General features: G+C 44.3%; 8 protein-coding genes. 6 read left to right on the forward strand and 2 right to left on the reverse strand.

Annotated elements, in window-relative coordinates; genetic code table 11:
- Nucleotides 1-9: 9 nt before the first annotated feature.
- Genes ftsL through mraY form a run of 3 tightly spaced genes read left to right on the forward strand, consistent with a single transcriptional unit; the run spans nt 10 to nt 3,568 of the window.
- A complete protein-coding gene (ftsL, locus tag EKB01_RS07905) occupies nt 10-327 on the forward strand; it encodes a cell division protein FtsL (RefSeq protein ID WP_000840796.1) in 318 nt (105 codons plus the stop codon).
- A gap of 3 nt (nt 328-330) precedes the next feature.
- Nucleotides 331-2,586: a penicillin-binding protein PBP2X gene (gene pbp2X, locus EKB01_RS07910; RefSeq protein WP_167266453.1), complete on the forward strand. Its 2,256-nt coding sequence runs from the start codon at nt 331-333 to the stop codon at nt 2,584-2,586.
- Nucleotide 2,587: 1 nt separating this feature from the next.
- A complete protein-coding gene (gene mraY, locus EKB01_RS07915; protein ID WP_084852190.1) occupies nt 2,588-3,568 on the forward strand; it encodes a phospho-N-acetylmuramoyl-pentapeptide-transferase in 981 nt (326 codons plus the stop codon).
- A 69-nt stretch (nt 3,569-3,637) separates the two neighbouring features.
- On the opposite strand, the gene EKB01_RS07920 is transcribed toward mraY, so the two are convergent.
- The gene (locus EKB01_RS07920) at nt 3,638-8,761 is read right to left on the reverse strand and encodes an SIALI-17 repeat-containing surface protein (RefSeq protein WP_167266456.1); all 5,124 of its coding nucleotides are present in this window, start codon (nt 8,759-8,761) and stop codon (nt 3,638-3,640) included.
- A gap of 253 nt (nt 8,762-9,014) precedes the next feature.
- Nucleotides 9,015-9,728, reverse strand: coding sequence for a trehalose operon repressor (treR, locus tag EKB01_RS07925; protein WP_167266458.1), 714 nt, complete (start codon nt 9,726-9,728; stop codon nt 9,015-9,017).
- Between the two features lie 184 nt (nt 9,729-9,912).
- Between treR and treP the strand changes: the two genes are divergently transcribed.
- The 3 genes from treP to EKB01_RS07940 all read left to right on the forward strand — a co-directional run bounded on the left by treP (nt 9,913) and on the right by EKB01_RS07940 (nt 13,958).
- Nucleotides 9,913-11,880, forward strand: coding sequence for a PTS system trehalose-specific EIIBC component (gene treP, locus EKB01_RS07930; protein ID WP_167266461.1), 1,968 nt, complete (start codon nt 9,913-9,915; stop codon nt 11,878-11,880).
- Between the two features lie 63 nt (nt 11,881-11,943).
- Nucleotides 11,944-13,569: an alpha,alpha-phosphotrehalase gene (treC, locus tag EKB01_RS07935; RefSeq protein ID WP_167266464.1), complete on the forward strand. Its 1,626-nt coding sequence runs from the start codon at nt 11,944-11,946 to the stop codon at nt 13,567-13,569.
- Nucleotides 13,570-13,712: 143 nt separating this feature from the next.
- Nucleotides 13,713-13,958 carry a YneF family protein gene (locus EKB01_RS07940; protein WP_000364986.1) on the forward strand — a complete coding sequence of 82 codons (246 nt, stop codon included), beginning with the start codon at nt 13,713-13,715 and terminating at the stop codon, nt 13,956-13,958.
- The last annotated feature ends 48 nt before the right edge of the window (nt 13,959-14,006 follow it).

The following is a 14,006-nucleotide window of genomic DNA, read 5'->3' on the forward strand; positions in this document are numbered from 1 at the left end:
AGGAAAAACATGGCAGAAAGAATCGAAAAAACAAGCCAGTTATTGCAAACGAAGTTTAAAGGTTTTTCACGTGTGGAAAAGGCCTTCTATGTTTCGATTGCTGCAACAATGATTATCCTGGCAATTAGCGTTGTGTTTATGCAGACCAAGCTATTACAAGTTCAGAATGAATTAACCAAGGTCAATGCTCAAATCGAAGAAAAGAAAACCGAGCTAGACGATGCCAAGCAAGAGGTCAATGAATTGATTCGTTCAGAACGTTTGAAAGAAATTGCAAACTCTAAGAATTTGCAGCTGAATAACGAAAATATCCGAGCAACGGAGTAAGAAATGAAACAGTGGAAAGAAAAAATCATCCGTTATGCCGTCCGTAACCGTAAATCTCCAGAAGAAAATCGCCGAAGAGTAGGGAAAAGCCTGAGTTTATTGGCTGTCATACTCTTCGCTGTCTTTTTGGTCAACTTTGCGGTCATTATCGGAACGGGTAAAAAATTTGGTAAGGACTTGGTTCAAGAAGCCAAAAAGGTTCACCAAACAACCAAGACGATTCCAGCCAAACGGGGGACCATCTACGATCGTAATGGAACACCTATTGCTGAGGATGCAACTTCGTATAATATCTATGCCGTTATTGACAAGACCTACAAGTCAGCAACAGGCAAGATTCTCTATGTAGAGGATTCTCAATTTAATAAGGTAGCTGAAATTTTCCATAAGTATCTGGATATGGAGGAGTCCTATGTCAAAGAACAGCTTTCTCAGCCAGATCTAAAACAGGTGTCTTTTGGTACCAAGGGAAATGGGATCACCTATGCCAATATGATGGCTATTAAAAATGACCTCAAAACTGCTGGTGTCGAGGGGGTTGACTTTACAACAAGCCCTAACCGTAGTTATCCCAATGGACAGTTTGCTTCTTCCTTTATTGGTTTAGCGCAACTTCATGAAAATGAGGATGGTACCAAGAGCTTGATTGGAACATCTGGTTTGGAGAGTTCTTTAAATAGCATTCTGGCGGGTACAGATGGGATTATCACCTATGAGAAGGATCGCCTGGGAAATATTGTTCCGGGTACAGATCAAGCTTCCCAACAAACGGTAGATGGAAAGGATGTCTACACAACCCTTTCTAGTCCCTTGCAATCCTTTATGGAAACTCAGATGGATGCCTTCCAGGAAAAGGTAAAAGGCAAGTATATGACGGCTACCTTGGTCAGCGCTAAAACAGGGGAAATCCTGGCTACGACTCAACGACCGACCTTTAACGCAGATACCAAGGATGGCATCACGAAAGACTTTGTCTGGCGTGATATCCTCTATCAAAGTAACTATGAACCAGGCTCCACCATGAAGGTGATGATGTTGGCCTCAGCTATTGATAACAATACCTTCCCTGGTGGGGAATACTTTAACAGTAGTGAATTGAAAATAGCTGATGCGACCATTCGAGACTGGGACGTCAATGAAGGATTGACTAGTGGTGGCACCATGACCTTCTCTCAAGGTTTTGCCCACTCAAGTAATATCGGGATGACCTTGCTTGAGCAAAAGATGGGAGATGCAACCTGGCTTGATTACCTTAACCGCTTTAAGTTTGGGGTGCCAACTCGTTTTGGTCTGACAGATGAGTACACAGGTCAATTACCTGCGGATAACATTGTCAATATTGCCATGAGTGCATTTGGACAAGGGATCTCTGTCACCCAGACCCAGATGCTTCGTGCCTTTACAGCCATTGCCAATGATGGGGTCATGTTAGAGCCGAAATTTATCAGTGCCCTCTATGATCCAAATGACCAGTCTGTTCGTAAGTCTCAAAAGGAGATCGTCGGAAATCCTGTGTCAAAAGCTGCAGCGTCCTCTACTCGGGATCACATGGTCATGGTCGGAACAGATCCTGTCTACGGTACCATGTACAACCACAGCATAGGAAAAGCAAATGTCAATGTTCCAGGTCAGAATGTCGCTCTGAAATCAGGGACTGCTCAGATTGCCGATGAGAAGAATGGCGGGTACCTTACAGGTGAAACCAACTATATCTTCTCTGTTGTGTCGATGCATCCTGCAGAAAATCCTGACTTTATCCTCTATGTGACGGTGCAACAGCCAGAGCATTATTCGGGTGTTCAGCTGGGAGAGTTTGCCAACCCAATCCTTGAGCGAGCTTCTGCCATGAAAGAATCCCTCAATCTTCAGTCAACTGCTAAGAACTTGGATCAGGTCAGCAAGACGACAAGCTATGCGATGCCAGCTACCAAGGACTTTACTCCGGGTGACCTAGCAGAGGAATTGCGTCGTAACCTTGTCCAACCAATCGTTATCGGAACAGGAACCAAGATCAAGGAGCTCTCGGTTTCTGAAGGAGATAATTTAGAAGCCAATCAGCAAATCTTGATCCTATCTGATAAGGTCGAAGAAATGCCTGATATGTATGGCTGGACAGATGAAAATGTGCAAACATTTGCCAAATGGCTAAATATAGAAGTCGAGTGGGAAGGTAGTGGCAAAACGGTCAAGAAACAAAGTGTCCGTGCCAATACAGCCCTCAAAGACATTAAAAAAATGAAAATAACTTTAGGAGATTAAGATGATTAGTTCCATTAGTGCTGGAGTTCTAGCCTTTCTATTGACCTTGATAGGTATTCCAGCCTTTATCCGATTTTATCGAAAAGCACAGATTACAGGACAGCAGATGCACGAGGATGTCAAGCAACACCAAGCTAAAGCTGGGACTCCAACCATGGGAGGTCTTGTCTTCCTGATCGTTGCAGTAGTAGTGAGCTTCCTTGTTGCTCTCTTTACCCAACAATTTACCAACAATGTAGGCATGATTTTGTTTATCTTGGTTTTGTATGGTTTGGTAGGCTTTTTGGATGACTTCCTCAAAATTTTCCGTAAGATCAACGAAGGATTGAATCCTAAACAAAAGCTTGCTCTCCAGTTGCTTGGAGGAGTGATTTTCTACCTCTTTTATGAGCGTGGGGGCGATATGCTTTCAGTCTTTGGCTACCAAGTTCATCTGGGCATTTTCTATATTTTCTTTGCCCTTTTCTGGCTAGTTGGTTTTTCAAATGCGGTGAATCTGACGGACGGGATCGACGGCTTAGCAAGTATTTCCGTGGTGATTAGCTTATCGGCCTACGGTGTGATTGCTTATATGCAAAATCAACTGGATATCCTTCTTGTGATTCTTACCATGATTGGTGGTTTGCTAGGCTTCTTCGTCTTTAACCACAAGCCTGCCAAGGTCTTCATGGGAGACGTTGGAAGTTTGGCTCTAGGTGGGATGTTGGCAGCAATCTCTATGGCCCTCCACCAAGAATGGACGCTTTTACTGATTGGGATTATCTATGTCTTTGAGACAAGCTCTGTTATGATGCAGGTTACCTACTTCAAACTTAGTGGTGGAAAGCGTATTTTCCGTATGACACCTGTGCATCATCATTTTGAGCTTGGAGGATTCTCAGGCAAGGGCAATCCTTGGAGTGAGTGGAAGGTTGATTTCTTCTTTTGGGGAGTTGGGCTTCTAGCAAGTCTCTTGACCTTAGCCTTTTTATACCTACTGTAAACATAATTTCTGATTACAAAATAAAACAGGATGAAGGTGATCTTCATCCTGTTTTTGGGTGTTTAAAGGTTAGTTGGAGTCATCCTTTCTCCCTTTTAACATAAAAGTGGCTGTAAGGGCTAGGCTGAGGCCTGCTAAGAAGAGGAGTGGGTTGGACGCTTCTCCTGTTGCTGGAAGTTGTTCTTTAGGAGAATGATTTCCAGCTTTAGCAAGGCTCGGACTAGCTGGAAATTGTTCAGTCTCGTGTGCCAAGGCTTCTTCATCTGAAGCACTTGGTTTTTCCTCAGTGTTAGAGCTTGTTCCAGTAGCTTGATAGACGACAGCATAGGTACTGAAATGATTAGTGATGAATTCTACCTTTCCATCTCGAACGTCGAAATCAAGGGCTTGCAATTCCTTGGTCGGAGTGAGGTAGTAGACCTTTTCGACGCTAGCTGAAATAGGCAAGCGAACCAAGACAGAGCCTTTTGGCTGCAAGCTATGATCTGTTGGATTTTTAAGTTGTAGGTCGTAAGCATCATAGGTCTTGCCAAAGAGTTCCTGAGTTAGGACACGTCGGCTAGAGATGTGAGAAATTCCTTCTAAGTCGGTAGCTCCACCGATAATTTCGACACCCGTCTTTTTATCTTTCAAGGTGCGCAACTGATACTCAGGTCGGGTGAGGGTTGGAGTAGCCTGATCTCCACTAGTTCCGATAGCACCAGTGTACTCAGGTTTTTCAACAGTAGGGGCTTCCTCTTGACCTGCTGTTCCGATCGGTTCGGTGTATTCAGGCTTTTCTACAGTAGGGGACTCTTCTTGCGCCGCCGTTCCGATCGGTTCGGTGTATTCAGGCATTTCTACAGTGGGTGGCACTTCTTGCCCTGCAGTCCCGATAGGTTCGGTGTATTCAGGTTTTTCAACAGTAGGCGGCTCTTCTTGACCTGCGGTTCCGATAGGCCCAGTGTATTCAGGAATGTCAACAGTAGGAGCTGGTTCCTCTCCCTTGCTTGTAGTTGGTTGCTTCTCATCAACTTTCTTTTCATCCTTTTTAGTAAAGACGGCTACGATAGGGCTGCTTGTGGTAGTTCCTTGAATGGCATAAGCTTCAATCGCTTTTCCAGCTTTGCGATCGGTTTCGTCAGGGATTGGGATTTGAACTTGATTGTTTTGGATTGATAGGATGGTCTGATCTCCACTTGTAACTAGATGCGTTTCATCCACCTTACGCAAAACTAGAGGATCTTTGACACCTGGGAAGGTCACTGCGATGGCTTCCCAATCTCCAGCTGGTAGGCTTAAGGAAATGGTTTTGTCGTTTTCCTTAAGAGGCGCGATGCTTGGACTATCTAGACCAACAGCAGGGGCTTTGATGATATCAAAGGAGTCTAGAGAGATTTTCTTGCGACCTTCTGGCGAATCTGGGTCAACTTGTAATGTCAGGGTGTGCGGACCGTCAGTAAGGTTTGTAAATTCGCCAATAAAAGCTCTCTTTTCAGTTGCACCTGAAGTGTAGAAGTCTAGACTTGGCATTTCTTTGCCATCTAGTGTAACACGTGCTCGTCCAAGGGCAAGGCTCTTCAAGCCATAAATACGAATGCCCGTCCCTGTAAAGGAAATAGTTGCCTGAGCTTCTGAAGCTGCACTAGAGTCGCTGTTGTTAATATCAGCGTATTTTTCCGTACCACCGTAGAGTTCAGGGTCAGACCAGTCCTTAAACTGGGAACCATATTGGATGCGCGAATCACGATCATCCATTTTTTCAATCGTGTTGCCTGTTCCTGATAGGATCTTGAAGTAGTCTAATGAAATTTTCGAGCGCTCACTACCACGTCCTTTGTGCTCACGTTTAACACGAAGAGTCAATGTGTGAGGTCCGTCAGATAATCCTGTGAAGCGACCAATGAGACTACCTTTTTCAGTTGCTCCAGCAGTATGGAAGTCAAGCTCGCCGACCTCTTTGCCATCAATTTTAGCAGTGGCAAGACCTAGTTCAGACGATTTCAGTCCATAGATTTCGATACCAACGCCAGTGAAAGGAATGGTGGCAGTGAGATCTTCGTCTGTGTAGTCTCCTTTTGAAAGGTCAGCAAATTTCTCTGTTCCTCCAAATAATTCTGAGTCTGCCCAGTTTCCAAAGGCAGCTCCGTACTGGATGCGGCTGTCTCGGTCGTCCATCAACTCGCTATAGGTTTCGACAGTGGCCTGTTCAGAAACTTGTGTGGCAAGCTCGCCCAGCATCGCCTTGACCGTATAGGTATAGGCATGTTGAGGATTGAGTGATCGGTCGATAAAGTGGGTTTGATTGGTTACAAATTCTCTGGTCGCAGAAGTTTGGCCAGATGCGTCTTTCACTTGCCTTTGGATGACATAGTGGGTAGCGCCTTCTACTTGGTTAAAGGTGAGTTCAGCAGTGACTCCATTTTGTCGAACGGCTGTCAGACTGGTTACACGACCAGGGAAGTGTTCAAAGGTAATGACGTCACCTTTTTGTGTTGCCAGTTGGATGCGATTGTTTTTGAGAATCGTTGCCTTGACTGGTTTGCCATTGACCTTGATTTGGCTGGCTTCGATATTTGGATAATCTACAACCAAGTCTCCACCGACATTTGAAAGGAAGGACAAGCTTTGCAGGTTTTTATCTTTCCACTTCATGCTGACTTCAAAGTTTCCTCGAGCAACCAAGCCAGAAACCTGACCGTCTTTCCAGGCATCTGGAAGAGCTGGTAATGGTGCAATATAGCCAGTATGTGATTGGAGGAGCATTTCTGCCATCCCACTGGTTGCCCCAAAGTTGCCGTCGATTTGGAAAGGCGCGTGGGTATCCCAAAGGTTTTCTAGGGTTGAATACTTGAGCTGTTCAGCGAGCAAGCGATGGGCACGGTTACCGTCCAGCAAACGAGCCCAGAGGTTGATTTTATTTGCCTTAGACCAACCTGTACCACCATCTCCACGGTGGTTGAGGGTAGCACGCGCAGCTTCTAGGTATTCAGCTTGGTCCTTGCTAAAGAGCGTACCTGGGAAGAGACCAACTAGATGGGAAACGTGACGGTGGTTGTTTTCAATCCCTTCATTTGTGAATTGTGGGCTGTCTTCTTCGTACCATTCCTTGATGCGTCCCTCTTTGTTAATGTGAAGGGGGTTGAGTTTGTCAAATTTAGCCTTGACCTCTGTGACTAAGTCTTGGTCGACATTCAGATGGTTGGCTACTTCCATATAGTCGTGGAATAGCTGCCAGACTAGCGATTGGTCAAAGGTATTTCCGATGGTAATGGTCCCGTGTTCAGGTGAGTAGGATGGAGAAGACACCCAACGGTCGCTTTCTTTGTCGTAGTGCAAGAAGGAGTTCCAGAACTTAGCTGTTTCCTTGAGCATTGGATAAATCTTTTCTTTGAGATAAGTCTCATCCTTGGTGAACTTGTAGTAATCATAGACGTTTTGCATCATCCAAGCGTTAGCAGCTGGAGACCAACCCCAATAGTAATTCCAGCCTGGAGTAGTCCAGCCAAATGGTGTCGCCTGGGTGTGGACAAGCCAACCATTTTCTTGACCGTCTTTGGATTCGATGCCAGCGTATTCCTTGGCAGCGATACGGCCATAATAGCGCATGTCGTCAATGTAATTAATCATTGGCTTGGCTGTTTCAGCTAGATTGCTCATATAGGCAGGCCAGTAGTTCATTTGCAAATTGACATTGAGGTGGTAGTCAGCGTTCCAAGGTGGATTGTCTACAGCATTCCAGACTCCTTGTAGGTTTGCAGGAAGGGCATCTGTCCGATCACGAGAAGAACTGATGAGTAAATAACGTCCGTATTGGAAGAAGAGTTCTTCCAATTTTTGCCCTTTTTCTGGGTTATAGCTTTGAAGGGCCTCTTTTGTCGTTTGAGCAGTCTTGTTTCCGCCTAGGTTTAGTTTAACGCGGTTAAAGAGACTTTGATAGTCCTTGATATGGGTCTTTTTAAGTGTCTCGTAGTCTTTGGCCTTAGCAGCTTCGACAATCCCTTTAACTGTTTTTTCGAGGTCAATGTCTTTTCGATAGTTGGTTTTAGGATTTTGAGCAAAGTTTGTTTTGGCGCTGAGGTAGAGGGTTGCATAACTTGCGCCTGTAACGGTTAGTGTCTCATTCTGAACAGTAACTGTTCCATCCGTTTTAATTCCTAGATAGGATGCAAATTGGAGGCCGTTATCTTTGACAGTTCCCTTTAGAAGGATTCCGTTTGCATCTGTAGTGACATGACCATTCTTATAGTTGGAATATTCCCAAGAGTAGTTGCCATTAGCAAGCAAGTCTTCTGTCAAGCTGTTCCAAAGGGTAAAGTCAAGTGTCTTGTTTCCTTTTTTGGTCAGGTGGGTCACAGTGACATCATCAGGATAGCTGGAGAAGGTTTCGCGTTTGAAGGTCGTCCCATCTTGGGTGTAAGAAGTGGTCGTAGTGGCTTCTGTGATATCCAAACCACGATGATAATCAGTTACAGTATCTAACCCTTTTTTCTGGTTATTGAAGACCATGAAGATATCACCAAAGGCAAGATAACGTCCATACTGAGCATTGTTTGGTCCGATTAGATTTTGTTCGGCCAGTTGTTTGGCTTTTTGGCGGTCTCCAGCTTCGAGGGCCTTACGAATCTCCGCCAAGACCTTGTAGCGATCCTTGTAGTTTCCTCCATTATAGTCGGTGCTATCGGATTGTGGTCCTCCTGACCAGAGGGTCTTTTCGTTGTACTGGATTCTCTCTTCCCCAATGAGTCCGAAAACCTTGGCTCCCATTTCTCCATTTCCGACAGGGAGGGCTTGTTTTTCCCATCCATCATAGGAGGGAGCTGTTGGTTGATCGTAGTTGAGTTGATAGTTCTCTTGCTTTGTCACCGGCTGATCTGCTTTTTCAGGTTCCTTATTTTCTTTAGCTTCTACAATGGCTTCTTCACTAGCTTGACTATTTGTCTTCTGAGCCTCCTCAGCTGGCTTGCTTTCGGAAACTACGGGATTCTCGGCTAGAGACGGATTTGTAGTTTCAGTAGCTTCAGCTGCTTTGGGTTCGCTATCAGGCTTAGTGATAGCTTCGACAGAGGTTGGTTCAGTTTGCTTGACCTCAACACTGTCTGCGGCTACAGTGTGGTTTACTAGAAAAACAGCTCCCAGTAAAACAGAAGCAGTCCCAACCGTCAGCTTGCGGATGCTATAGCGACAGGATTTCTCCCAAAAGTGTTTTTTCATAAAACCCTCCTTTGTGTGTTCGAAACCGCTTACATTTTATGAAGCAGTTTCGTTTATTTTGTTTCTATTTATCTCCTTACCTCCCATTCTAATGGTCGTTTAGCATTTGTCAAGAGCTTTTTAGCAAGATACATATTTGCTGCTGTTTTTTCTAAAAAAAGTAGAAACTTAAGGAAGAAGATCCTCTTTTCCAACTATCAACTAGATCGTTTACTACTAAAAAACAGTTGAGAGTATTCCCAACTGTAGGTGTTTATTTCGGATGTCTTTTGGCAAAGTCAACAAAGTGAAATTTTTCTAATTTATGGCGACTTTCGGTAAACTGAAACTGGCGCCCGTCTTGGAGATAGACTTTTGACTTGATTGAAACAACATAAGGGTCTTTGCCAATGTCCATGAGAATCTTGTCTCGGTCACCCGTGTGGTCAATAGTAATTTCTTTCTGAGCATAATCAATATGGAGTTTGAGGTCATCCTCTATATACGAGTAGATAGACTGCTCAGCGATTTGGCGAGTGAGATTTGGGATCAGTTCCATATCCAGATAGTCCGTATCCAGAACCGATATCAGGTCATCCACCACACGCTGGCGGACTACCTTCCACACCATCCGAAACTCTGGAAAGCCGGTTATCAGTGAGGATTTTTTATCGATAATAATTTTGTCCAGACTGACGACATTGGTTTTAGAGCGAAGTCCAAGTTCCTGGACCAGTTCTTGGTAACTGGTTAGGTTAGAGACGGGGAAATTGACCGTTTCTTCTTTGACGACTTGAGAACCTTGCCCCCTTATCTTTTTGATTAATCCTTCCTCTTGGAGGAGGGACAGAGCTTTTCGGACGGTGTCACGGCTCACCTGATACTGATTCATGAGTTCGTGTTCGCTGGGGAGGAAATCTCCGATAGCGTAAGTTTCGTTTTGAATGGTTTTTTGGATTTGCTTAAATAATTGTTGGTATTTCTTCATATTGCTTCCTTAAATGGGTTTTGAATCTTATTCTACACATACCTGTATCTATTTTACCATACAAGTGCTAGAAAATATCCAAAAATATCCTCTTTTTATCACAAACAAGTTGCCTACAAGCTTGGTATCGTTTACAATAGTCTTATCAAATAAAACTTGCTTTGACAAGTATAAGGAGAATCAAATGGGAAAATTTGAACAAGAAGCCAAAGATCTGCTTCAGGCGATCGGAGGTAAGGAGAATGTCACTGCCGTAACTCACTGTGCGACACGGATGCGCTTTGTTCTCAGAGACGAAAAGAAGGCAAATGTTAAGGCCATCGAGTCGATTCCAGCTGTCAAAGGGACCTTTACAAATGCGGGTCAATTTCAGGTAATCATTGGAAATGACGTGCCGATCTTTTATAATGATTTTACAGCTGTTTCAGGCATTGAGGGTGTTTCTAAAGAAGCAGCCAAGTCCGCAGCTAAGAGCAATCAAAACCTGGTCCAACGTGTCATGACCACTCTAGCGGAAATCTTTACACCGATTATTCCAGCCTTGATTGTCGGAGGATTGATCCTCGGTTTCCGTAATGTCTTGGAAGGTGTGCATTGGTCGATGTTGGATGGTAAGACCATCACAGAATCCTCTCAGTTTTGGTCAGGGGTTAATCACTTCCTCTGGTTGCCTGGTGAAGCAATCTTCCAGTTCTTACCAGTAGGGATTACCTGGTCTGTCTCTCGTAAGATGGGAACCAGCCAAATCTTGGGAATTGTTCTCGGGATCTGTTTGGTTTCACCTCAGTTGCTCAATGCCTATGCAGTAGCTTCAACACCTGCATCAGAAATCGCAGCCAACTGGGTATGGAATTTTGGCTACTTTACTGTTAATCGTATCGGTTACCAGGCTCAAGTTATCCCAGCCTTGCTTGCAGGTTTGAGTCTGTCTTATCTTGAAATTTTCTGGCGCAAGCATATCCCAGAAGTGATTTCGATGATTTTTGTACCTTTCTTGTCATTGATTCCAGCTTTGATTTTGGCTCATACTGTATTGGGGCCAATCGGTTGGACAATCGGGCAAGGACTCTCATCAGTTGTCTTGGCAGGTTTGACGGGTCCAGTTAAATGGCTCTTCGGTGCGATTTTTGGTGCCCTCTACGCTCCATTTGTCATCACAGGTTTGCACCATATGACCAATGCCATCGATACACAATTGATTGCGGATGCTGGCGGGACTGCCCTCTGGCCAATGATTGCTCTTTCAAATATTGCCCAAGGTTCTGCCGTATTTGCCTATTATTTCATGCATCGTCATGATGAGCGTGAGGCTCAGATTTCACTTCCCGCAACCATTTCAGCCTATCTCGGTGTTACAGAACCAGCCCTCTTTGGGGTCAATGTCAAATACATCTATCCATTTGTAGCTGGGATGATTGGTTCAGCCCTTGCAGGCATGTTGTCCGTTACATTCAATGTAACTGCGGCTTCTATCGGTATCGGAGGTTTGCCAGGTATCCTCTCTATTCAACCTCAATACATGCTGCCGTTTGCAGGAACCATGCTAGTTGCTATTATTGTACCAATGCTCTTGACTTTCTTCTTCCGCAAAGTCGGTCTCTTTACAAAGACAGAGGACGATACAGCCTTACAGGCAGAATTCGTTGCCCAAGAAGAGGCAGAATTTGTCAGTCATGAACCAGTAACCCTTGCTCCAGTAGAAATTGTCAGCCCCCTTACTGGTCAAGTGAAAGAATTGAGTCAAGCGACGGATCCTGTTTTTGCATCAGGTGTCATGGGACAAGGCCTAGTCATTGAACCAATCCAAGGTGAGTTGACTTCTCCAGTCAATGGGACAGTGACGGTTCTTTTTCCTACCAAGCATGCCATCGGCATTGTCTCTGATGAGGGGGTAGAATTGCTCATCCACATCGGTATGGATACAGTAGGGCTTGATGGCAAAGGTTTTGAAAGTCTTGTAGCCCAAGGAGACCACGTCACAGTTGGTCAGAAATTGATTCGTTTTGATATGGATGCCATTAAGGCTGCGGGTCTCGTAACAGAAACTCCTGTTATCATCACGAACCAAGATGCTTATACAGCGACTATCACTGAAACTTATCCAACAACTATCCAAGCTGGCGAAGCTCTCATGGTCGCTACACGAATCTAATCGAAATAACACAAACAGGGAAGGAACACAGGTTCCTCCCTTTTATCAGAAAAGGAGAAACAGATGGCACTTGATAAAGGAAAAGTAGTCTATCAAATCTATCCAAAATCATACAAAGATACCACTGGAAATGGTATTGGGGATTTCCGTGGGATTATAGAAAAAATCCCCTATCTAGCCAAACTGGGCGTGGATATGGTCTGGCTCAATCCATTCTATCCAAGCCCCCAACGGGATAATGGTTACGATATTTCAGATTATATGGCAGTGGATCCTCTTTTTGGTGATATGGCTGATTTTGAGGAGATGGTGCGTATAGGTAAGGAGCACAAGATTGACTTTATGCTGGATATGGTGCTCAATCATTGCTCGACAGAACACGAATGGTTTCAGAAAGCCCTAGCTGGCGATCAGTATTACCAAGACTTTTTCTTCATCCAAGACCAACCGACAGACTGGCAGTCTAAGTTTGGTGGCTCTGCCTGGGCGCCTTTCGGGGATACAGGGAAATATTACCTCCACCTCTTTGACGAGACCCAGGCTGACCTTAACTGGCGCAATCCCAATGTCCGCAAGGAGCTTTTCAAGGTTGTTAATTTCTGGCGCGACAAGGGAGTCAAAGGTTTCCGATTTGATGTGATCAATTTGATCGGCAAGGATGAGGTCTTAGTGGACTGTCCTGAAAATGAAGGAAAGCCAGCTTACACAGACAAGCCCATCGTTCATGACTATTTGCGCATGATGAACCAAGCCACTTTTGGATCAGACGATAGCTTTATGACAGTTGGGGAAATGTCCTCTACTACCATGGAAAACTGTGTCCTCTATTCGTCACCTGACCGTCAGGAATTATCCATGACCTTTAATTTCCATCATCTCAAGGTGGACTACAAGGATGGGCAGAAGTGGACCTTGTCTCCCTTTGATTTTGAAGAATTGAAAAATCTCTACCATAGCTGGGGCAAGGAGATGAGTGATAAAAACGGCTGGAGCGCCCTCTTTTGGAACAATCACGACCAACCACGAGCCTTGAATCGTTTTGTCGATATTCAACATTTCCGCAATGAAGGGGCGACCATGCTAGCGGCAAGTATTCACCTGTCACGTGGGACACCTTATATCTATATGGGTGAGGAAATTGGAATGGTTGACCCAGACTATGATTCCATGGCTGATTATGTGGATGTCGAGTCCATCAATGCCTATCAGATGCTCTTAAAAGAAGGGAAAAGTGAACAAGAAGCCTTTCAGATTATTCAGGCCAAGTCACGAGATAATTCACGAATTCCCATGCAGTGGGATACTTCAGAAAATGCTGGTTTCACAAAAGGGACTCCATGGCTGAAGGTGGGAAAATCCTATAAAGATATCAACGTAGAAAATGAAATCCAAGGCCCAATTTTCTCCTTCTACCAAAACTTGATTCGACTGCGTAAGGAAATGCCAATCATCTCAGAAGGAAGTTACAAACCAGCCTTGGAAGACAGTAAGCAAGTCTACGCTTTTGAACGTCAGTATGAGGATGAAAAGTTACTGGTCCTCAATAACTTTTATGCCACAGAAGTGGAAATTGAGCTACCAGCACCTTATCAAAATGGACAGATTCTGATTTCAAACTATGAAGATGTAGAAGTATCAGAAAAAATTCTACTCAAACCTTATCAAACGCTGACTATTTATGTAAAATAAATACAGCAAGGAGCTCTCTTTCATTGAAATCCAGGGCTCCTTTTTTCTGTCAATCCCCTCTCTTGAAAGCGTAAAACAAACTAGTCAGGAAAGTCACTTTATGGTATAATATAGAAGACTCAAAAAGAAACAGGAGAAAAAGAATGGACTTACTTTTAGCAATTGTCTTGATTGTGCTAGCTTTTCTAGGAGGAGCTCTTGGAGGTATGTATTTGGTTCGCAAGCAAATTGAAAAAGAATTTGCGGACAACCCACGTTTGAACGCTGAGGCAGTTCGTGCTCTTTTGAGCGCAAATGGTCAAAAACCAAGTGAAGCCAAGGTACAACAAGTTTACCACCAAATCATTCGCCAACAAAAAGCAGCCCTTGCTAACAATAAAAAGAAATAAATAGGAAAAGTCTGGGATGAAAGTTCCAGACTTCTCACTATGTTCAAT

This window comes from Streptococcus sp. CCUG 71758 (assembly GCF_011714815.1).
Taxonomy (GTDB): domain Bacteria; phylum Bacillota; class Bacilli; order Lactobacillales; family Streptococcaceae; genus Streptococcus; species Streptococcus halitosis.